18 protein-coding genes are annotated in these 20,017 nt (G+C 61.1%); 12 read left to right on the forward strand and 6 right to left on the reverse strand.

Translation table 11 applies throughout. The annotated features are described in order from the left end of the window. The first annotated feature begins 97 nt into the window (after positions 1-97). From M1E02_RS07000 to M1E02_RS07020, 5 genes are all read left to right on the forward strand, one after another. Positions 98-1,189 carry an ABC transporter permease gene (locus M1E02_RS07000; protein ID WP_479377370.1) on the forward strand — a complete coding sequence of 364 codons (1,092 nt, stop codon included), beginning with the start codon at positions 98-100 and terminating at the stop codon, positions 1,187-1,189. Between the two features lies 1 nt (position 1,190). Next, positions 1,191-2,213 (forward strand): ABC transporter permease, encoded by a 1,023-nt coding sequence (locus tag M1E02_RS07005; RefSeq protein ID WP_479377371.1) that lies wholly within the window; start codon positions 1,191-1,193, stop codon positions 2,211-2,213. Then, positions 2,210-3,925, forward strand: coding sequence for an ABC transporter ATP-binding protein (locus M1E02_RS07010; RefSeq protein ID WP_479377372.1), 1,716 nt, complete (start codon positions 2,210-2,212; stop codon positions 3,923-3,925). Before M1E02_RS07005 ends, M1E02_RS07010 begins: the two co-directional genes overlap by 4 nt. 198 nt (positions 3,926-4,123) lie before the next feature. Beyond that, positions 4,124-4,537, forward strand: a complete 414-nt coding sequence (locus M1E02_RS07015) for a chorismate mutase (RefSeq protein ID WP_479377373.1) — start codon at positions 4,124-4,126, stop codon at positions 4,535-4,537. Continuing rightward, complete coding sequence (locus M1E02_RS07020; RefSeq protein ID WP_479377374.1) at positions 4,538-5,581, forward strand: uroporphyrinogen decarboxylase/cobalamine-independent methonine synthase family protein; 1,044 nt, start codon at positions 4,538-4,540, stop codon at positions 5,579-5,581. Here the strand turns inward: M1E02_RS07020 and M1E02_RS07025 are convergent. The 6 genes from M1E02_RS07025 to M1E02_RS07050 all read right to left on the reverse strand — a co-directional run bounded on the left by M1E02_RS07025 (position 5,578) and on the right by M1E02_RS07050 (position 11,730). After that, on the reverse strand, positions 5,578-6,297 hold the full coding sequence (locus M1E02_RS07025) for a DUF4166 domain-containing protein (RefSeq protein WP_479377375.1): 720 nt from the start codon (positions 6,295-6,297) through the stop codon (positions 5,578-5,580). The two genes, M1E02_RS07020 and M1E02_RS07025, sit on opposite strands and share 4 nt — an antisense overlap. A gap of 76 nt (positions 6,298-6,373) precedes the next feature. Continuing rightward, positions 6,374-7,666, reverse strand: coding sequence for a DUF58 domain-containing protein (locus tag M1E02_RS07030; RefSeq protein ID WP_479377376.1), 1,293 nt, complete (start codon positions 7,664-7,666; stop codon positions 6,374-6,376). 5 nt (positions 7,667-7,671) lie between these two features. Continuing rightward, positions 7,672-8,739, reverse strand: a complete 1,068-nt coding sequence (locus M1E02_RS07035; RefSeq protein ID WP_479377377.1) for an AAA family ATPase — start codon at positions 8,737-8,739, stop codon at positions 7,672-7,674. After that, complete coding sequence (locus tag M1E02_RS07040) at positions 8,736-9,989, reverse strand: DUF4350 domain-containing protein (RefSeq protein WP_479377378.1); 1,254 nt, start codon at positions 9,987-9,989, stop codon at positions 8,736-8,738. The genes M1E02_RS07035 and M1E02_RS07040 overlap by 4 nt, the downstream gene beginning before the upstream one ends. Next, positions 9,986-10,690 (reverse strand): DUF4129 domain-containing protein, encoded by a 705-nt coding sequence (locus M1E02_RS07045; protein ID WP_479377379.1) that lies wholly within the window; start codon positions 10,688-10,690, stop codon positions 9,986-9,988. Before M1E02_RS07045 ends, M1E02_RS07040 begins: the two co-directional genes overlap by 4 nt. Continuing rightward, entirely contained in the window at positions 10,687-11,730 is a 1,044-nt protein-coding gene (locus M1E02_RS07050; protein ID WP_479377380.1) for a DUF7847 domain-containing protein, read from the reverse strand. Before M1E02_RS07050 ends, M1E02_RS07045 begins: the two co-directional genes overlap by 4 nt. Here M1E02_RS07050 and M1E02_RS07055 point away from each other — a divergent pair. From M1E02_RS07055 to M1E02_RS07085, 7 genes are all read left to right on the forward strand, one after another. Then, positions 11,724-12,050, forward strand: coding sequence for a hypothetical protein (locus M1E02_RS07055; RefSeq protein ID WP_479377381.1), 327 nt, complete (start codon positions 11,724-11,726; stop codon positions 12,048-12,050). The two genes, M1E02_RS07050 and M1E02_RS07055, sit on opposite strands and share 7 nt — an antisense overlap. A gap of 320 nt (positions 12,051-12,370) precedes the next feature. Then, positions 12,371-13,045 (forward strand): MtrAB system response regulator MtrA, encoded by a 675-nt coding sequence (gene mtrA, locus M1E02_RS07060; RefSeq protein ID WP_247042559.1) that lies wholly within the window; start codon positions 12,371-12,373, stop codon positions 13,043-13,045. Positions 13,046-13,154: 109 nt separating this feature from the next. Continuing rightward, complete coding sequence (gene mtrB / locus M1E02_RS07065; RefSeq protein ID WP_479378091.1) at positions 13,155-15,008, forward strand: MtrAB system histidine kinase MtrB; 1,854 nt, start codon at positions 13,155-13,157, stop codon at positions 15,006-15,008. 28 nt (positions 15,009-15,036) lie between these two features. Next, positions 15,037-16,731 (forward strand): LpqB family beta-propeller domain-containing protein, encoded by a 1,695-nt coding sequence (locus M1E02_RS07070; RefSeq protein WP_479378092.1) that lies wholly within the window; start codon positions 15,037-15,039, stop codon positions 16,729-16,731. A gap of 378 nt (positions 16,732-17,109) precedes the next feature. After that, entirely contained in the window at positions 17,110-17,736 is a 627-nt protein-coding gene (locus M1E02_RS07075) for a ComF family protein (protein WP_479377382.1), read from the forward strand. A 193-nt stretch (positions 17,737-17,929) separates the two neighbouring features. After that, positions 17,930-18,655, forward strand: coding sequence for a ribosome hibernation-promoting factor, HPF/YfiA family (gene hpf / locus M1E02_RS07080; protein ID WP_479377383.1), 726 nt, complete (start codon positions 17,930-17,932; stop codon positions 18,653-18,655). Between the two features lie 49 nt (positions 18,656-18,704). Further along, on the forward strand, positions 18,705-19,979 hold the full coding sequence (locus tag M1E02_RS07085) for a winged helix-turn-helix domain-containing protein (protein WP_479377384.1): 1,275 nt from the start codon (positions 18,705-18,707) through the stop codon (positions 19,977-19,979). Positions 19,980-20,017: the final 38 nt, after the last annotated feature.

Raw genomic sequence — 20,017 nt, forward strand, 5'->3', positions numbered from 1 at the left:
TGACCAGCCACGGAGGCGGGGCGCCACCACGGCGTCCCGCCTTTTGCTGGTCACCCGGTCCCCAACAACGCCGGGAATCTCTAGATTTTAGGTACGAATGACAACCCTTATTGATGCGCCGCCAAGCGACGCAGACGGAATCCTCCCGTCGAAAAAGAAGTCATCGGGCGGCGGTCTCGGCCAGTACATACTGGTCAGGTTTCTCCTGATCTTCCCCACGATCTTTATCCTCGTCACCATGGTTTTCTTCCTCATGCGGATCACCGGTGACCCCATAACGTCCGCCATGGGCGGCAGGCTTCCCCCCGACCAACTGCAGGAGCGGATCCACGCCGCAGGCTACGACAGGCCAATCCTGGTGCAGTACCTTGAATACCTTGGCCAACTCATTACGGGGAACTTCGGCACCACGTTGTCGGACAACCGCAAAGTCTCGGAAATGTTGACCACCTATGGGGCGGCCACCCTGGAACTGTCCATCAACGCCGTTCTCGTTGCCCTGTTGGTGGGAATTCCGCTGGGCATGATCGCGGCCCACCGGCGGGACAAGGCCCCGGATGCAGTACTCCGCATTTTCGCCATCCTTTGCTATTCCACTCCGGTGTTCTTCGCCGGGCTGCTCCTCAAACTGACGTTCTCTGTCTGGCTGGGCTGGCTGCCAGTGGCAGGCCGGGCCACCACCTCCACCGAGCTTTCGCTAACGGGCCTGGGAGCCCCCTCGGGAATTTACTGGCTGGATGCCCTCCGCAGCGGGAACATGGCAGCCCTTGGTGACGTCGTGGCCCACGCCGTTCTGCCGGCAATTGCCTTGGGCCTCCTGACGGCCGGAATCTTCCTCCGGCTGGTGCGGACCAACGTCATCGGCACCCTGGGCAAGGACTATGTAGAAGCCGGGCGTTCACGGGGCGTCAGCGAATTCCGGCTCGTGACCAAACACGCCTACAAGCCTGCCCTGATCCCCATCATCACCGTTATGGGGCTTCAGATCGCCGTGCTGCTCGGGGGAGCAGTGCTGACTGAGACCACCTTTGAATGGAAGGGCCTGGGCTTCCAGCTGGCTTCATACCTGACTGCCCGCGACTTTGTCGCCGTCCAGGGCATTGTGGTCCTGTTGGCGATAATCGTGGCCTTCACCAACTTCATCGTGGACATCGCGGCCGCGCTGATCGATCCCCGTGTGAGGTACTGACATGAGCACTGTTTCCCCCCTGCCGATCGTGGCGGATCCGAGGCAACCTCTTTTCAAGCGGCTGCCGGTGATTTCGCATTTCAACAAGAGCGTAGGCCTCCAGCGCGGCATGCTGGTGGCCGGTCTTGTGCTGACGGGAATTTTCATCCTGACGGCGGTCTTTGCCCCGCTGATTGCACCCTTCGGTTTCTCACAGATCTCCGACGCCGACGGCAGCTTTCCGACCCAGCAACCCCCGGGCGGCAAGCATCTCTGGGGTACCACCGTGGGTGGCTACGATGTTTTCTCGCGGGTTGTTTGGGGTGCACAGACGGCAATCATGGTGATCATCGTTGCCGTCGTGATGTCCATCTTTATCGGAGTAATCCTCGGCCTGGTGAGTGGATACTTTGGCGGCTGGCTGGACCGGGTACTCGTTGTGGTCGCCGACGCTGTTTACGCCTTTCCCTCCCTCCTCGTGGCTATCGTCATGGCCATTGTCATCAGCGGGGGAAGGTCCAGCCTCATCGGCGGAATCCTGGCTGCGGCGATCTCCATAACGGTCGTGTTTATTCCTCAGTACTTCCGGGTTATCCGGGCGGAGACCATCCGCTTGAAGGCCGAGCCGTTTGTGGAATCAGCCAAGGTGGTGGGCGCCTCGAATATCCGGATCATGACCCGGCATATCTACGGGAACGCCACGCGTACCTTGCCGCTCATATTCACCCTTAACGCCTCAGAAGCCATTCTCACGCTTGCAGCGCTGGGCTTCCTGGGCTTCGGCATCGAGCCGACGTCGGCCGCTGAGTGGGGGTTCGACCTGAACAAGGCCCTGGCTGATACGACGTCAGGAATCTGGTGGACAGGCGTGTTCCCTGGCCTTGCAATCGTCCTCACAGTTCTGGGCCTGACCCTTGTAGGCGAGAGCATCAATGATCTCAACGATCCCCGTCTGCGGGGACGCAAGCGCGCCGGTGGTAAGGGTGGAGCAGATGCTCCCACCGCTTCCCAGGCAGCGTTGGAAGCGGAAGCGAGGACGTTATGACCATCAACATCGATCCCATAGAGGACAACGCCGTCAGCACCGGACCGGTATTGGATATCGACCATCTGAAGGTCACCTTCGCCACCGACGGAGGTGACGTGCATGCAGTGAAGGACGTCAGCCTGCAGGTAAAGCAGGGCGAGGTCCTGGCCATCGTGGGGGAGTCCGGCTCCGGCAAGACGGTGACAGCGAAGACGATCCTGGGGCTCCTTCCGGAAACGGCCACAAGCTCGGGGGCCGTGCTCATCAATGGCAACAACGTCATCAGCGTCAGCGCTGCGCGTTTGCGCCAGATCCGTGGCAAGGACGTCGCCATGGTTTTCCAGGAACCGTCGACGGCACTCAACCCGGTCTTTACTGTTGGCTGGCAGATTGCGGAGGGTCTCCGAGCCCATGCCGGGAGGGGAGAGGGCGGTAACCGCATCAGCAAGCGGGAGGCGAAACTCCTGGCGATTGATGCGCTGCGCCGGGTAGGCATCCCTGATCCTGAGACCAGGGTCAACTACTACCCTCACCAGTTTTCGGGCGGTCAAAAACAACGTGTTGTCATCGCGGCAGCCCTAGCATTGAATCCTGGGCTCATTGTTGCGGACGAACCCACAACCGCCCTTGACGTAACCGTGCAGGCTGAGATTCTGCAGCTGCTGAGGGACCTGCGGGACGTCTATGGCACCTCGATTGTCCTGATCACCCACAACATGGGAGTGGTGGCGGACCTGGCCGACCGGGTGGTGGTCATGTACCAGGGGGACGTGGTGGAGGAAGCTCCTGCACGGATCCTCTTCGCCGAACCGAAACAGGAGTACACGCGGAAACTGCTCGCCGCGGTTCCCCACCTCGGCAGGAATTCTGCATCTGAGGGCCTGAAGGAGCGGGCGCACCAACACGGCAAGGTACTGGTTGAGGCCAAGGACCTGACCATTGAATATCCGGGCAGGCTTGGCAGCCCCGGGTTTAAGGCGGTGGACCGTGTCAGCTTCACCCTCTCCAAGGGCGAAGTTTTTGGCCTGGTGGGTGAGTCAGGATCCGGTAAGACCACTATCGGCCGGGCGATTGCCGGGCTGAACCGGACCACCGGAGGCAGCCTGAAAGTCCTTGGCTACGAAATGCTCAACCTCAAGGAGCGCACTTTCAAGCCTCACCGCAAGGACATCGGCTTTGTTTTCCAGGATCCTGCCGCCTCCTTCAACCCGCATCTGACAATTGGTGACTGCGTTGCTGAGCCTCTCATCATCCATGGCGACCCGACGCCTGCCCAGGCACGCCAGCGGGTGGGTGAGCTGCTCGAATCAGTGCAGTTACCGGCGTCGTATGCAGGCAGGTACCCGCACGAGCTCTCCGGAGGGCAGCGGCAGCGGGCTTCTTTGGCCCGGGCCCTCATCCTGAACCCCAAGCTGCTCATCGCCGACGAGCCGACGTCAGCCCTGGACGTCTCCGTCCAGGCTAAGGTGCTTGAGCTCTTCAAGGAGATCCAGCAGGAGTTCGGCTTCGCGGCCTTGTTCATCAGTCATGACCTTGCCGTCGTTGACATCCTCTCCCACTGGGTGGGTGTGCTTTACAAAGGCAAGCTCGTGGAACAGGGTCTGGGACATGTGGTGATGGGTGCCCCGCAGCATGACTACACCAGGCGGCTCATCGCATCCTTGCCTGTGCCTGATCCCGAAGAACAGGCCCGACGACGCGAAGAGAACAGGGCACTGCTCGCTACCTAGTCCTAAACCGCGCAGGAGACAGGACCCGCCGCCGGTCCGCACCGGTTTCGTATCGGGCGGCGGCGGGTTTCTCCTGAGGCGGTCCATATTAGGGTCTTTCTTTTTCCCGCGCGCAACACTTTCCGACCGGACACGCACCGGCTCGGGACGGGCGTCAACAGCGACGGGGATCAACGGCCATACCCCTAGACTGGAACCATGAGCGAGCAGAACCATGACCACCCCGACGCTGAATCCTACGATCCTGCGGCCAGCTCTCTCGCCGGCCAGGTGGAAAGCTCGGTGATGGCGGAACTTTTGTCCATCAGGTCAAGCATTGACAATATCGATGCGACTCTCGTGTTCCTTTTGGCCGAACGCTTCAAGGCCACGCAAAAGGTGGGCTTTCTCAAGGCAACGCACAAACTTCCTGCGGGGGATCCAGGACGGGAGCTCGCCCAGATCGCAAGGCTCAGGCGCCTGGCGGAAGAGGCCCATCTGGATCCGGCCTTCGCGGAGAAATTCCTCAATTTCATCATCGGCGAGGTCATCCGCCATCATGAAGCGATCGCCGAGGACCACGAAGCCGCCACGAACGGCTCCTTGAACTCCTCCCAACAGGTAGACGCCTAAATGCCGGTCGACAAACGACAGCAGGAAAACCAGGTCACCGCAACAGCACTTGGACCGTGGCCAGGAGAGGACCCGCTGGAAGCCAGCCGCATCGTCCGCGGCGAACTCGGTTCCCCCCATTTACCGTTTCTGGTTGAGCTTCCGGAACGCGGGGTCGGTTCCGATCCGTTGGGGCGGACCGCCTCCGTTCTCGTGGATCTGGCCGTTGACGCACAGCCCTACGGCTGGAGGATCGTTGACAGGCCCGGCAAGGACATGCGCAGGGCGGAATCGGCACTTTCAACCGATATCAATGTGCTTGCTGACATAGCCGGGGCCGAAGAGGCCCCCGCCGAAGAATTCAAGGTCCAGCTCATCGGCCCGCTCACCCTGGCCGCCGGACTCCATCTGCACAATGGCGAACGGGCTTTGTTGGACTACGGGGCACGCCGTGACATTGCTGAATCGTTGGCGGCAGGAGTCCAGGACTTGCTCGCCCGGATCTCGACGGCGGTCCCCGGTGCCCGATTGGTGGTCCAGATCGACGAGCCGGACATCACCTCGATCATGGCCGGGACCATTCCGACGTCCAGTGGTTACAGGACGCTCCGTTCCGTACCCGGGCAGGAAGTTACTGAATCGTGGCGCTCGCTGATTGACGCTCTGCGCGCTGCAGGCGCCGTTGAAATCGTCGTCGCAGTGCCGGAAGTAGAAGCGCCGTTTGATCGCATCATGGCTGCAGGAGCCGACGGTATCGCCGTCCCGCTCAGAGCACTCACGTCACGCCAATGGGAGCAATTGGCGGCTGCGGTAGAATCCGGCAAGCGGCTCTGGGCAGGAGTACTGCCCGTTGAAAACCCGACTGGCCAGCTCCCGCGGGTGCCTGATGCGGTGGAGAACGTCTGGCGGCCATGGCGGCAGCTCGGACTTCCGGCCCAGAGCCTGAGATCACTCAGGGTCACGCCGTCAGCAGGTCTGGCGGGGCACACGCCATCGAGCGCCACAGCCGTCCTCACCCGCCTCACCCAGGTGGCAGACGGCCTCAACCAGCTCGCCTTGGGCTAGGTGCGGCTTTCCCACTTGTCGGGCTGGGCATAGGCCGGAAGGGACCCGGGAGTGTTCCCTCGCCCTGGATAGCTGACCAGGCGGTAGTCGAAACGTCCGGCATAAACCAGGACGAGGCCAACCTGAGGCTGGATCACTTTGACCTGGATCCGGTGCTTCTGCTCAGCAACATCCCACCATTGTTCTGCGAAGGCTTTGGCGTCGAGGGCATTGGGCAGCGGAATACGCAGAGGGCCGAGGAACAGCCGGGAGTTCCCGGAAATGCCACGTAGCCGGCCCCCGTCGGTAACTCCCAGGTCCAGATCTGTTGCGAGTCTCCGGTAGCGGCCAACGTAGTCCACGAGCCGGGGATTCCGAGGCGAATCCCCATGAGTGGATTCAATCAGGCTCGTCGTGTCATGGAAAAGACGCGTGATTCCTGGAAAGAAGATCTCGCGCCGGGCAGTGAGGCTTGATCGCCCGAATGGGTCAAGGTGGGCGTGGTTTTCGATCCGGAACTGGATGCCTTCTCCGTACTCTGGGAAGAAGGCCTCCTCATTACTGGTTAGCTTCAGGAGTGGCCGGAGCCAGGACTGGCGGCACCCAACGATGTCGAACACGCCTTCGCCTACGCCGTATTTCCCCATTCCGGGGGTAAGCGCGAAGTATTCCTGCAGCTCCGGCTGCAGGCGTTCAAAGTCGCTGCCCATGGCACGCCGGTAGATGGGGGTAGTCACGCTGGCCTCCTGATAGTCCTGATTCTTAATCCCTTAAACACTCAACCCTGGTTCACACCTGCCCTGTGATGCCGGGCTATAGCCGTCCTGCTGCTTTGAGCCTGATGTACATATCGGCCAAGGCAGGCGGTAGCTGATGCGGTTCAGCATCCACCACTTCTACACCGAGGTGGCGGAGTTGGTTCGCAACGGCCTCCCGTTCCAAGAGTGCGCGTTCGGCCGCCGCAGCACGGAAGACGTCTGCCGCCGTCGTCCGTTCCTTCTGCATTTCAGCGAGCATAGGATCCCGCACTGACGCAACAACCACAACGTGCTGCTGCATCAGCTGGGCGGCCATAGGCAGCAGGCCTTCTTCAGGTGCGCCGCCGTCGAGCGCCGTCAGGAGCACCACCATGGAGCGGTGCGCCGATACCGCCCTGACCTGGCCGGGGATCTGGCTCCAGTCCATTTCGATGAGTTCCGCTTCCAGCGGGGCCATGGCTTGGACCAGCTGTTCCAAAAGATTGCCCCTGGACGCAGATGCAGCCCTCCCCCTGACCCTCCGGTCGAAGGCGAAGAAGTCCACCCTGTCGCCGCCCCGTTCCGCCAGGACCGCCAACAGGAGCGCTGCTTCAATCCCGGTGTCCAGGCGCGGCTCATCCTCAATTCGTGCCGCTGCAGTCCGTGAAGTGTCGAGCATGATGACAACACGGCGATCCCTTTCGGGGCGCCAGGTGCGCACCACAACGGCCGACCGACGAGCTGTAGCGCGCCAATCGATGGAGCGCACGTCGTCGCCGCGCACGTAGTCCCGAAGGGAGTCGAATTCTGTTCCTGCGCCACGGATCTGAACTGCTGCTTTGCCGTCAAGTTCCCGAAGCTTTCTCAGCTTGGACGGCAGATGCCTGCGCGAGTGGAAGGGCGGCAGCACGCGGAGTGACCCGGAGGAAGGGAATGTTCTCTGCCTGGCAGCGAGGCCCAATGGCCCGAACGACCGTACAGTGACGTTATCCGCTTTCAGGTCCCCCCGCCTGGTGGGGTGCAGCCTTACTGTCATCCGACGCCGTTCTCCGGGAGGAATATCCAGTCTCTGAACCGGGTTTTGGGCTCCTGCGGAGGGTTGCCAGGCGTCGCGCACACTGGCGTTGAGACGGCGTGAACCTGAATTGGTGATGGTGAGCATGGAATCTGTGCCGCTGAGGAGTGTTACGCTGCCGGCGGCCGAACGTTGGAGCGAGATACTGCGCGGTGAAGCTGCGGTCACCAGGTCAAGCACCAGGATTGCGCAGAGCACCAGGCACACCAGTAAGACCGTTCCCCACTCCGGGTACATGACCACAGGGACAACGCCCAGCAGAGCCAGGAGAACAAACCGTCCGGAAATTGCCATAGGGATCAGCGGGGAACCGGCACGGAAGCAAGAATGCTGCCCAGCACCCCGTCAACGTGGACTCCATCCATTTGCGCCTCCGGGCGAAGTGCAACCCGGTGCCGCAGGCACGGGAGCGCAAGGGCCTTGACGTCGTCGGGCGTGACGAACTGCCGTCCGGAAAGCCAAGCCCAGGCACGGGAGGTGCTTAGGAGGGCCGTCGCACCTCGAGGCGAAACGCCCAGTTGGAAGGACGGAGCGGACCTCGTTGCACGGACGATGTCCACGACATAGGCCAATACTTCGGGTGCAACAGTTACCTCGGCGACGGCTCGCCGGGCAAGTTCCAGTTCCTCAATCCCCGCAACAGCACGGACTCCTGCAGCAGCCAGGTTTTTCGGGTCGAAGCCGGCAGCGTGCCGCCGGATGACCTCTATCTCATCCTCTCGCCCGGGAAGGGGCATGGTGAGCTTCAGCAGGAACCGGTCAAGCTGGGCTTCGGGCAGTGGATAAGTGCCTTCGTACTCCACCGGGTTCTGCGTAGCCGCAACAATAAAAGGAACGGGAAGCTGGCGCGAGACCCCATCCACTGAAACCTGGCGTTCCTCCATGGCCTCCAGCAGCGACGCCTGGGTTTTGGGTGGTGTCCTGTTAATCTCATCAGCCAGCAGGATGTTGGTGAAGACGGGGCCTTCCCTGAAAGTGAATTCAGATGAATGGGCGTCGTACACGAGGGATCCCGTAACATCTCCGGGCATAAGGTCCGGGGTGAATTGGATACGCTTGGTGTCGAGATTCAAGGCCGCAGACAACGTGCGGACCAACAGCGTTTTTGCCACGCCGGGAACACCCTCAAGCAACACATGGCCCCGTGACAAAAGTGCGATCAGCAGGCCGGTGACGGTGGAGTCCTGACCAACCACTGCTTTGGCCACTTCGTGCCGGACATCCAGCAGCGACTGCCGAACGGGATCACCCTGATGCGTGTGCTCCTCATCCCGGCGAGGCGCATGCTGCCCGGACGGCCATGGGGCTACCTGCTGTGACGCTCCGGTCATACTTGGGGCTGGATATCCTGCACGCTGCTCAGTCATTGCTCGATTACCTCTTTCTCTAGTCCTTGAAGCTGTTGTGCCCATTGCACCAGTTGCCCTTCGGAGCGCGGACGGCCATTGAGTGTTTCAGCGATCCGTTCCGGGCTGCGTCCCAGTTTGCGCGCCGCAGCGATGATGACCTCGTCCGGTTTTGCGTCCGCGCCGAGCTTCAGGGACTTCGCCAGCCGTACCAACGTCCCGGCGCGGAGGCTTTCAGATGCGGTGTCCACTGCCTTGGCGTCATGGTAGAGGCGGGCCCAGCCCTCTGCCGTTTCGGCAGCCTTCACCACTACCGGAAGGGGCTCCGTTACGAGGGGTCCGTGGCGCCGTCCGCGCCAGAACATGGCTAGAAGTGCCACCAGCGCCAGCCATGGACCCAGGAATGCCGCCCATTTCGGGGCGAGTTCGTTGAGCGTCGGCGGCGAGTCCATAGGTGAGATATCAGAGACGCCGGGAAGATACCAGACGAGGGTGCTGCCGGCTCCCAGTGTTCGCAATACCAAGGCTGCGTTGCCATGCTGATCAAGCAGTTCATTGCTGATGATCCCGGTACTACCTAGCACGATAAGCCGTTCGTCCCCGGTGGCGGCGTAGATTCCTCCGTCGGATTCGGCGGCCCGGTAGCAGGTCCAGCCGCCGGTATCGCCGCTGGTATAGAGGAAGGCGGATTCCGCGGAGACAGCTCCCGCGGCCTGGGGATCGGCAGCATCGCAATCAGGCTCAATAGTATCCAGCGCTTCCGGTGCGACACCTGCCTGCCGGATTTCACCACCGAGGCTCCGCAACGCTTGGAAATGCGGGGTCACCACAACCAAGCGGTCTGAGGATTCCAGAAGCTCCTGCAGCCGGTCCTCGTCGAGGAAGCCGTTGGGATCGTAAAGGAGAACTGTCCTGCCACCCTCGTCAGTGTCGGCCGAATCATCCAATGCCGAAATGGTGGACTGGAACGAATCGGTCTGCTTGACGTTCACTCCGTGGTCTTTAAGGATGCTTGCTGCCGCCATCCCGCCGTGAGGGGCCGCACTGCCGGTGGAGAGGACCCTTCCGTCTCCCTTCGGTGAGAGCTGGGCCACGACGGTCCACAGCATGGCGGCAACGATCACGAGGCTGATCAGAATGAGGCCACGATGCCGCCGTAAGCGGCTGGTCATGAGGCCGCCGGCCCCAGGGACAGAGGTGTCGGAATCAACGCTTTTCTGGGGTTCCGGAGCCTGGGAATCGGGAGAGGCGCCCTTAAGATCGAGGCTCACAGGGGACGCGCCAGCAGATGGGACGGTGCACCCTTGAAGTCCGGTTGGAGGCCGGAGATGGCCTTGTCCAGTGCAACGATGTCGGCGAAATCCTGTTGGTCCACGCGTGCGTGCCCATAGCGGACTGCGTCGAAGACCGTTGCTGCCCGCTGAAGCTGCCACACGACCGGGCTGAACGCCGCTCCAAGACTTGCTGCAACTTCGTCTGCCGTTCTGCCCGGCAACGGGTCGATGACTGTCCGCTCTTCTGTGGAGCGGACCACTGCGCGGAATTGCTCGACGACGGCCGTTCCCCAGTCGGCGACGGCAGCTGCCGCAGCCGCTCTCTGGCGGTAAGTATCAGGGCTGACGGAAGGGTCGGCGTCGAAAACTGCCTTACTGCTGTTCTTCCTGCGGGCATTCAGCCGAGGACGCACCAACACGATTGCCACGGCAATCACAATGACTGCCGCAACAGTGATGAGAGGAAGCGCACCAGGGTCAGTGCCATCGCTGCTGCCCAGGGAGTCCAACCAGCGCAGGAAACTGGACCAGGCATCTTCTAACCAGCTTGGAGTTGCATCCGAATATTTAGGCTTGGACAGTTCCTCCTCCGCCCAACGTCGGGCTTCATCCCCGCCGGGAAGCACTGGCGGCTCGGCCTGGAGGAGACCGATCGAAGGGAATGCCGCAGCCAGAGGTCCGGCAGCCGTGGTGATCATCCGTACATCGGTGGAGTGCCGCCGGGGGATTGCGGTCCGCCTGGGTAGCCGGGCCTGCCGGCAGTGTAGACGGTTGCTCCTCGTCCGGGCACGCCGTCCGGGTCCTCTCCCGATTCCAGCGATCGGATCAGCACCAGATCCAATCCGTCTTTGCGCATCCGAAGATCCATGTACAGCAAAGCCATAACCGATGTCTGGAAGGCATATCCCACTGCCCCCACCAAGGCGGACATGATGGTCGAAGCAATCAACAGGCCTACGCTGGCCGCTAGCGTTTCCTCCTCACCGGCGTGGGGCGTGAGGAAACCGGTGCCGCCGGAAATGAGGCCCAATGGCATGTTCACTATCTGACTGATGATGCTGATCAGAATAGAGATGACCAACGAGATACCCAGGATCCGCCACCAGTTGTTGCGTGTAAGCGTCCAGGAACGGCCAAGACCGGCCAACACACCGAGTTCCTCAATCACGATGGCGGCGGGAGCAACCATGAGGCGGATGTAAACCCAGACCATCGCAACGATCAGTCCTAAGAAGAGAGGGATTGAAATCGCTGCCGAGACACCCCCCATCGTCTCGGCCAAAACCACGGCGAGGATCACGAGCAGAGCAATCGCACCCAGGTATCCGACGAGGAGGAGCGCGGCCAGCCCGATCAAGGCCCCAACGCGTCCTTTCGCCAACTTCCACATCTGGCGGAAGGTGGTTCGCCTGTTGAGCAGCGCCCGCGCAACCGGGACCACCATGACACCCTGAAGTACGGCGCTGAGGAACACGCTCAACAGGAGCAGCAGCAGTCCGCCGGCTATGACGCCTATTAGCATGCCGACACTCTCGGATTGGTTCCGGCCCGACATCCAGCCAGGCATGGATTCCTCACCCAGTGAAGCGAAACCGAAAAAGCCCAGGACCGCAATGGCGATAATGCCGAGAGACTGCCCCAGGAGGGCCGCGCCGAACATTGCCTGCGGGTTCCGGCGCACTGTCTGGAAAGAACCATCCAAAATTTCCCCGAACATCAGGGGACGAAGAGGTGCCACGCCAGGCTTCGGGGGAGCGATATAGGCTGGCCTCCCATAGGACCCGGCCGGGGAACCATACGGTCCTGGTTGTCCTTGCCAGGGATGCTGCCCCTGTTCTGAAGGCCAAGGTTGTCGGGGTAACTGTTGACCCTGTGGGCCTTGCTGCCAGGGTTGTTGTCCCGGTGGCGCGGGCCAGGGTTGGTTTCCCTGCGGGGGAGGCCAGGATTGGTTTCCCTGCGGGGGAGGCCCTTGTGGTGCCGCCCATGGCTGTTGACCCTGTTGCCAAGCAGGCGGCCCCCATTGAGGCTGGGATCCCCACGCTGGCTCATTTCCCGTAGGACGGTGCTCGCGCGGTGCCCGAGCACCACCTTCCTCTTCAGACAAGCTGTTCCTCCCCAAATGGCCGCGTCCCCTGGCGCCGAGCCAATTCACGGCCCGGTTCTGGTTCCAGGTCAAAGCCATCCGGCCAGACCCGACCTGCCCCCAGCCTATAGTTTCAGCGGGCAGCCTCATAGCACCCCCGCCCAAAGCTGCGATCGCGGATTCAAGAGGGCGGCCCGGGGAACCAGAGGAGCGGGCGCAGACAGTTGCGGCCACCGCGCCATGCCGTACCTGCCCCCAACACGACAAAGCCAATACAATAAGGGAATATGTAACTATGAAGGCACGTATTCTGGTAGTGGACGATGACGAGGCGTTGGCCGAGATGATTGGCATTGTCCTGCGCAATGACGGCTTCGAGCCGGTATTTTGTGCAGACGGCGGTCAGGCCCTGGAAATCTTCCGCTCCTCCAAGCCGGACCTCGTGCTGCTCGATCTTATGCTTCCGGGAGTTGACGGAATCGAGGTTTGCCGTCAGATCCGGGGTGAGTCCGACGTTCCGATTGTGATGCTAACGGCTAAATCCGATACCTCTGATGTGGTCCGTGGACTGGAATCAGGGGCCGATGACTATGTCCCTAAGCCCTTCAAACCCGCTGAACTCGTGGCACGGGTCCGGGCCCGTCTGCGCCCGGGGGACCAAAAGGCACCCGAGACTCTGCGTATCGCCGACATAACCATCGATGTTGCAGGCCATCTGGTGAGCCGAGGCAGCGAACGGATCTCGTTGACTCCATTGGAGTTCGACTTGCTGGTGGCCCTTGCCCGCAAACCTTGGCAGGTCTTTACCCGTGAGCTCCTTCTTGAACAGGTGTGGGGTTACCGCCATGCGGCCGACACGCGGCTGGTCAACGTCCATGTCCAGCGGTTGAGGTCAAAGATTGAGCGTGACCCTGAAGCCCCCGAAGTAGTATTGACGGTCCGTGGTGTCGGCTATAAAGCAGGTTCCTGAGCCTCGCAAGGGACGCTCCGGCGAAACGGACCCCCAGCCGCCACCGGCTGAAGCTGCCGAGCCAGGCGCCACCAGAGCAATTTTGCATCCGGAGACCGACCGGTCGCCGGTGCCTGAGCATGCTCCTGAACATACAGACGCGTTAGCCAATGTGGCTGGGCTGTCTTTCCGTGCCAGGCTCTGGGGGCGGCGGGCACAAATCGCCGTCCTGCGTATTCTCCGGCTCGTTCGAACGGGGCTAACCCGCGCCTTGCCCGGGTTCCGGCTCCTGCTTCGCTCACTGCGCCGGCGATGGCGTCGTTCCCTGCAACTGCGAACGGTCCTCACCACGCTGTTGCTTTCGATCAGCTCTTTCGCCGTTGTGGGTGCATATTTGTCGAATCAGATTGCCAACAACCTCTTCCAGGAGCGGCTGACCCAGGCCGAGTCCGAGACCCTGTACAACGTCAAGCAGGTCCAGGAAACGTTCGACGGCGCGCAGGTCACCAATCAGTCCAGCGTCATCACACTCGTCTACGACACACTGAATGCGGTCGAAGGCCGTGGCAACGTGATTCAGCGGCGCTACGTCTTTGAAGCAAAGCCGGAGCAAACCAAACCCCGAAACCGCTGGGTGGAATCCCGGGCATCAGACCAGCTGACCATCAACGTCATTCCCCCGGAACTTCGAAGGGCGGTGCAGGAGTCCGGAAAGGAGCAGTTCTGGGCCTCCATGGAGTTTCCGGTGGGTACCGAGGACCGGCCAGGTCTTGCGGTCGGAAACCTGGTGACTTTTAACGGTACAGCCTACGAGCTGTACCTGATCTACGACCTCAATTCGGCGCAAAAGACTCTCGATGAGATCCAAAACGTCCTGTGGGCAGGCGGGGCCGTCCTGGTTCTTATGATTGGTGCCATCGCCTGGTACGTTACGCGGAATGTGGTGAGCCCGGTCAGCCATGCAGCCCTCGTATCCGAAAAGCTGGCCGCAGGCCAACTCCAGGAGCGGATGGTGGTCAAGGGCGAGGACGAAGTGGCACGTCTGGGAGCTTCCTTCAATCACATGGCCGCCAGCCTCCAGGAACAGATCACCCAGCTGGCGACGCTTTCGCAAATGCAGCAGCGATTCGTATCAGACGTGTCCCATGAACTCCGTACACCGCTGACAACAGTCCGGATGGCTGCTGAAGTTCTGTACGACGCCCGCCACGACTTTGACCCCATCAACAAGAGATCTGCAGAGCTTCTTTACAACCAGGTGGAACGCTTCCAATCACTGCTGGCGGACCTGCTGGAAATCTCACGTTTCGACGCCGGAGTGGCCAGGCTCGATGCCGAGCCCACTGATATCTTGCCGCTGGTAACCCATGTGCTGGATGGGGTGGCTCCGGTGGCTGCGGAATACGGCTCCGACATCGTGGTCATATGCCGGGAAAAGAGCATCGTTGCGGAGATGGACGCCCGCCGGATCGACCGCATCCTTCGTAACCTTGTCCTGAATGCTCTTGAACACGGTGAGGGGAATCCCGTTCACATTTCCATTGCGGTGAATGAGTCTGCGGTCGCAATCGCGGTGCGGGACCATGGAATTGGTATGACTCCAACAGAGGCCGCCAGGGTCTTCGATAGATTTTGGCGTGCGGACCCGGCTCGGGCGCGCACCACAGGTGGCAGCGGGCTGGGGTTGTCAATCTCCGCTGAAGACACAAAGCTGCACAACGGCTGGCTTCAGGCCTGGGGCAACAAGGGAGCAGGGTCCAATTTCAGATTGACTCTGCCCCTCCGGCAGGGCGAACCCATTGTAAAATCACCCCTTCAGCTGGAGCCAGCCGACGTCGAACTTTCCGGGCGTGCCGGTGAACGCTCCACATTGATCCTTAAGTCTGCCGCCCCGGCAGCTCCCTCAGCTGCTTTGGAGGCCACCGTACCGGGAAGCGCCGTGGTCCCTGAAGAAAGCAGCCGAGAGGACACTCGTGAGCACTGAGAAGCCCCGGCACTGGGCTGTCAACTCCATCGTTGCATCGCTGACGGTCCTGCTGCTGCTCTTTGTGGCTGCCTGTGCACAGATTCCCCGGTCCGGGCCGGTAGGAAAAAGCACAGACGAAAGCGCGGGCAATTCGGACGCACCCGTGTTTTTTCCGCAGGGTCCGCTTGAGGGAGCCAGCCCGGAATCCATCCTGGAGGGCTTCTTCAGCGCCGGAAGCGGCTACGAGTCGGACTATGCGGTGGCCCGCCAGTTCCTCACACAGGCATCGGCCGTGTCCTGGAAACCCGATCAGCGGACTCTCGTTTTCAGGTCGGCCCGAGTGGTGAAAACAGCCGTTGAAAATGTCTACAACTATGAGCTTGACCTGTCATACACCGTAGACGCCGACGGCGTGGCCACGCCCCTTCCTGAAGGAACCAAGGAAAATATTCCGGCGACATTGACACAGGTCGACGGCGACTGGCGGGTTTCTGCCATACCGGATGGTACGGCTATTCCGGAAGAAAATTTCAGAATCATCTATGGCCCCTACCCCATCTACTTCTATGACCACAGCTTCACCTACGTGGTCCCGGACATACGTTGGTTTATCAAAAAGAAGACGGTTAAGGCCATGACCAGTGCCCTCCTGGCCGGCCCGGCCCCGTACCTCCGGGGTGCGGTGGTGAGCGCGTTTCCCTCCGGGATGCGGCTTGCGCGTGAGTCTGTACCCGTCGTTTCCGGTGCCGCGCAGGTAGACCTGACGGCCAAGGAGCTGAGGGAGTCTTCGCCCGAGGACCGGCTACGGATGCAGACCCAGTTGGCGTTGACGTTTCACGGCCAACCGGATGTCATTAACGTGGAACTGCGGGCGGACCAGGACCTGGTGCGGGTCGAAGACAACGGGTCCGTCCTTCCGCCGATTCGAGACGTGAATGTTCCTGCCCGCCAGATCGCCGTCAATGGCAATGAGCTGGTGCGCTATGAAAACAACAGGGTCTCGCCGCTGCCAGATATGCAGTCCGTCAATGGGCTGGGCCCACGGTCGCCCGCAGAATCGCCGGTATCCCAAACAACGGCGTTCCTCAACGAGAGCAGAACCACGCTATATTCCATCCTTCCAGGACAACCTGCCAGGGCACTGACCACGCGCAGCACGCTCACTCATCCATCCTTTGGGCGTAGCGATTGGGTGTGGACCGCCGGCCCGGGTGCCAACGGCTCCAGCGAGGTGGTGGCTTTCCGGCCTGTGAACGTTGCCGAAGGTGGCGCGGTTCCGACAGTTACGCTGGCGCCATCCTGGCTTGCAGGTAGGAATGTGAAGGAGTTCAGGGTGTCCCGTGAGGGCGTTCGTGCCCTTGTAATCTCGGAGCAGAACGGGAAAACACGCGTGCAGGTTACGGGTATCGTCCGCAATGCCGACGGGACTCCCCGCGACCTGACCGCACCCATCACCCTGGTCACCACAAAGGAAGCGGATCAAGGGGTCTGGGTAAACGACACCACAGTGGCAGTCATGAAGACAGCTGTGAATGCCAATGACACGGTGGCGCCCGAACTGCTGTCGTTGACGTCTTCGCCCCCGCAGCAGCTTGCACCGTGGCCGGGACTGACGGCCATCAGCGCAGGGAACGGAGCCGATGAGATCTTTGGCCAGTCTCCGGAGGGCATTTTCCAACGGCTTGGCAACGGCTGGTCACCACAGCTGAAGGGGCCGGTGGACCCCTCCTTCCCCGGCTGAAATCAGGTGGGATGGATATGTCGGGAGGGCAGCTGTCCGGTTCTCACAGATGGGTTTTCCACACTGGAGCAGTTCTCCCTTTCAGACGATCCCGTTGCCGGGAACACTGGGACGATGAAGCCGCCTGTGGTTTGCGCCGACCCGGATCTGGCGCCCTCCGTTATGACGCCTGGGAAACACCGGGGGAGTTATTCCAACAGGCTCTGGCGGTGGGGGGACGCACTGGCTGTTTCTTTTGCAGAACTCCTGGCTCTTATATCGCCTGTTGACTGTGTTTGCTGTGGTGCTGAAGACAGCTCCCTCTGTGCTGTATGCGAGCGAGCAATCCTGCGGCTTACCCGCAATCCATTCAGGGCTGAAGGCCAAGCCCCGGCGCTGATGGACGTCGACGGCTCGGTAATACTGCCGGTAGTTGCGGCGGCGGTTTATCGGGAGGAGATGGCCCAGGCCGTCCTGTCTTTCAAAAGATATGGCCAGCATCAACTGGAGAACGCTCTCGCCAAAGGTCTGGGCAGGGCCATCCGTGCGAGCCTGGGAAACGGCGCCAAGGTGAGGCTGGTCCCTGTCCCGAGCAGTGCAGCGGCATACAGGAAGCGAGGCTTCAGCCCCGTCCACCTCCTGCTGAACAACCTGCGGCTACACGGGGAGCTGGGAGGATTCGTCATCGCCGACGCCCTGAGAAAATCACGCAGAATCAACAGAAGCAGCACGATTGGCGGATTCCGTGCAGCACCGGGAATGGTGCCTCATAGTGGGCAAAAAGGCTTGGGTCGGGGCCAGCGTGCGCGGCGGGTCAGAGGCTCTATGGTGTCCCGCCCCGCCCGCCGTCGGCTGATCCGGGGGCAGCCCTGCATCATCGTCGATGACGTCCTCACCACTGGTGCAACACTGGCCGAAGCCGCCCGGGCAGTGCATGCGGCTGGGGGCACCGTGGTGGGCGCCGTGGTCCTTGCGGCGACACGCGCGCCCGACGCCGGCAGCATGGTTCCTGAGGCCAGCGGGTAAGCGATGGGCGCTAGGACTTAGAAAAAAATAAACGGCGAAAAGATGAATAACGGGTAGCTATGAACTAACGTCGGTTGTGGGTACCAAGATCAGTTGTACCTGTCGATAGCGGCTCGAAAGGGGGCTCGACTGTCAATCAGATCGGCCCCCGTAAGTGCCGCCGTCGTGTCACCGAAGTCATTTGGAGGGCACCATGGAGTTCATGATCAGCGGACGGAATTTGACGGTTTCAGACCGCTTCCGCGAATATGCCGGCGAGAAGATTTCAAAGATTGAGTCCCTGGGGGACAAGGTCCAGAGGGTAGACGCAAAGGTTTCGAAAGAGACCGGTACGCGGCAGACCGGCGATCAGCTCACAGTTGAAGTCACAGTTTTGGGACGTGGTCCCGTGATCCGTGCCGAAGCCAGCGCCGCGGACAAATTCGCTGCATTCGACTTGGCTTACAACAAACTCCTTGAACGGTTGCGGAGGGCAAAGGACCGGAAAAAGGTCCACCACGGACGGCACACGCCCAAGGCGGTCCGGGAAGCTACAGCAGCCCTGGAACCGGCAAGCCCCAGCGGGCCGCTCTATGCGGAGACCAGCAACCGCAAGCCCCCGGCCACGCCTACGGTCGAAAAGTCACCGTACGACGTCGATAACGACATTCCAGCCGGCGATTCGCCAGTGCTGATCAGGCGGAAGGTCTTTCCGGCGGCTTCCCTGAGTCTCGACGACGCCGTCGACAACATGGAGCTGGTCGGCCATGACTTCTATCTCTTTGTCGATAAGGCGACCAATGCGCCCTCAGTGGTTTACCGTCGTCGGGGCTGGACTTATGGCGTCATCACCCTTGATCAGTTCTGCGAACCGGGTGAAAACCTGCTTGAGGACAAGATCATCGCCTACCGCTCAGACGATCAGGCAGCGAACGCGTAAGGAAGCGAAAGCCTAAGCTGCAGGAGACCATCCAAAAGAAAGGACTGATGTGGGGGCATCGCTGAGCCTGATCCAGGCCAGACGGATTGCACTTGCAGCTCAGCAATTGGACAAGGTACGGCCCGCCGGGCCCGTGACATCACGGACGGTGGGCCGTACCTTTGCCCGGCTGCATCTGGTGCAGATAGATTCTGTCAACGTCCTGGCACGCAGCCACTTCCTCCCGTTCTTCTCCCGGCTTGGAAATTATGACCGGAAGATTCTGCAGCGTATGGCAGGAACGCATCCTCGCCGGATGATGGAGTACTGGGCGCATGAGGCTTGTTTCATCCTGCCTGATCATTTCCACGACCTCGTACTCTGGCAGAACCGGAAATGGGTAGGCGCAGGCGGCATGGATCCCGTACTCCGTGAGGATGTGGCTAACCAGGTGCTGGCAGTCCTTTCGAAGAGTAAGCCCCTGACCGCCGCGGAACTAACTGCCAGGATCGGCCACGTGGAGGACCGACGCCAGGACCACTGGGGGTGGAACTGGAACGCGGTCAAGAGGGTACTCGAACACCTGTTTGAGGAAGGAGTGGTATCGGCTGCGTCCCGAACAGATCAATTTGAACGCCGCTACACCCTGACCTCAAAAATCCTGCCGGCAGCATCCCTTGAACCGTCTGCTGATCCTGATCCCGAAGCGGCGATGGACCGCCTTATTGAAGCTGCTGCAAGGGCTCACGGCATAGGAACAGTTCGCTGTTTCGCAGATTACTTCCGAACACCGTTGCGGGCCGGGGCCATCTCGGTGGAGCGTCTTGTGGAGCAGGGACGTCTTCAACCTGTCAGCGTCGAAGGGTGGGATAAACCGGTGTACAGGCATACGGAGGCAAAGCTTCCACGTGCCGCAACCGGCCGTGCGCTTCTGAGCCCCTTCGATTCACTTGTGTTTGAGCGTCAGCGGCTGGAGGCACTGTTCGGGTTCCACTACAGGATCGAAATCTATACTCCCGAGGCCAAGAGGAAGTTTGGGTACTACGTCCTGCCATTCCTGCTTCGCGACGGAATCGTGGCCCGTGTTGACCTGAAGGCGGACCGGTTAACAGGAAGACTGCTGGCGAGAGCGGCTTATGCAGAGCCGGACGCGCCTGATGACACTGCTGCGGAACTTGCCGACGAGCTGAGGCTGATGGCCGAATGGCTCGAACTTGATGAGGTGGTAGTCTTCCCGGTCGGGGATCTGGGGCCTGCCCTGGCAGATGAAATCGCCCGGTCCCGGGTTGGGTATCAGCTCTCAGGGAACACTAACAGCGTGGCCAGTGTCTCTCACGTAGACTGAACACGCCAGAATTCGGCAGCTTGAGACTGGGAGCAACT

This window comes from Arthrobacter sp. Z5-13, from assembly GCF_056499105.1.

Bases quoted from the DNA above. Each gene is read 5' to 3' on its own strand.
- M1E02_RS07000 (WP_479377370.1), top strand. From the start codon at position 98: ATGACAACCCTTATTGATGCGCCGCCAAGCGACGCAGACGGAATCCTC.
- M1E02_RS07005 (WP_479377371.1), top strand. From the start codon at position 1,191: ATGAGCACTGTTTCCCCCCTGCCGATCGTGGCGGATCCGAGGCAACCT.
- M1E02_RS07010 (WP_479377372.1), top strand. From the start codon at position 2,210: ATGACCATCAACATCGATCCCATAGAGGACAACGCCGTCAGCACCGGA.
- M1E02_RS07015 (WP_479377373.1), top strand. From the start codon at position 4,124: ATGAGCGAGCAGAACCATGACCACCCCGACGCTGAATCCTACGATCCT.
- M1E02_RS07020 (WP_479377374.1), top strand. From the start codon at position 4,538: ATGCCGGTCGACAAACGACAGCAGGAAAACCAGGTCACCGCAACAGCA.
- M1E02_RS07030 (WP_479377376.1), bottom strand. From the start codon at position 7,666: ATGGCAATTTCCGGACGGTTTGTTCTCCTGGCTCTGCTGGGCGTTGTC.
- M1E02_RS07035 (WP_479377377.1), bottom strand. From the start codon at position 8,739: ATGACTGAGCAGCGTGCAGGATATCCAGCCCCAAGTATGACCGGAGCG.
- M1E02_RS07045 (WP_479377379.1), bottom strand. From the start codon at position 10,690: ATGATCACCACGGCTGCCGGACCTCTGGCTGCGGCATTCCCTTCGATC.
- mtrA (WP_247042559.1), top strand. From the start codon at position 12,371: ATGAAGGCACGTATTCTGGTAGTGGACGATGACGAGGCGTTGGCCGAG.
- M1E02_RS07075 (WP_479377382.1), top strand. From the start codon at position 17,110: ATGGACGTCGACGGCTCGGTAATACTGCCGGTAGTTGCGGCGGCGGTT.
- hpf (WP_479377383.1), top strand. From the start codon at position 17,930: ATGGAGTTCATGATCAGCGGACGGAATTTGACGGTTTCAGACCGCTTC.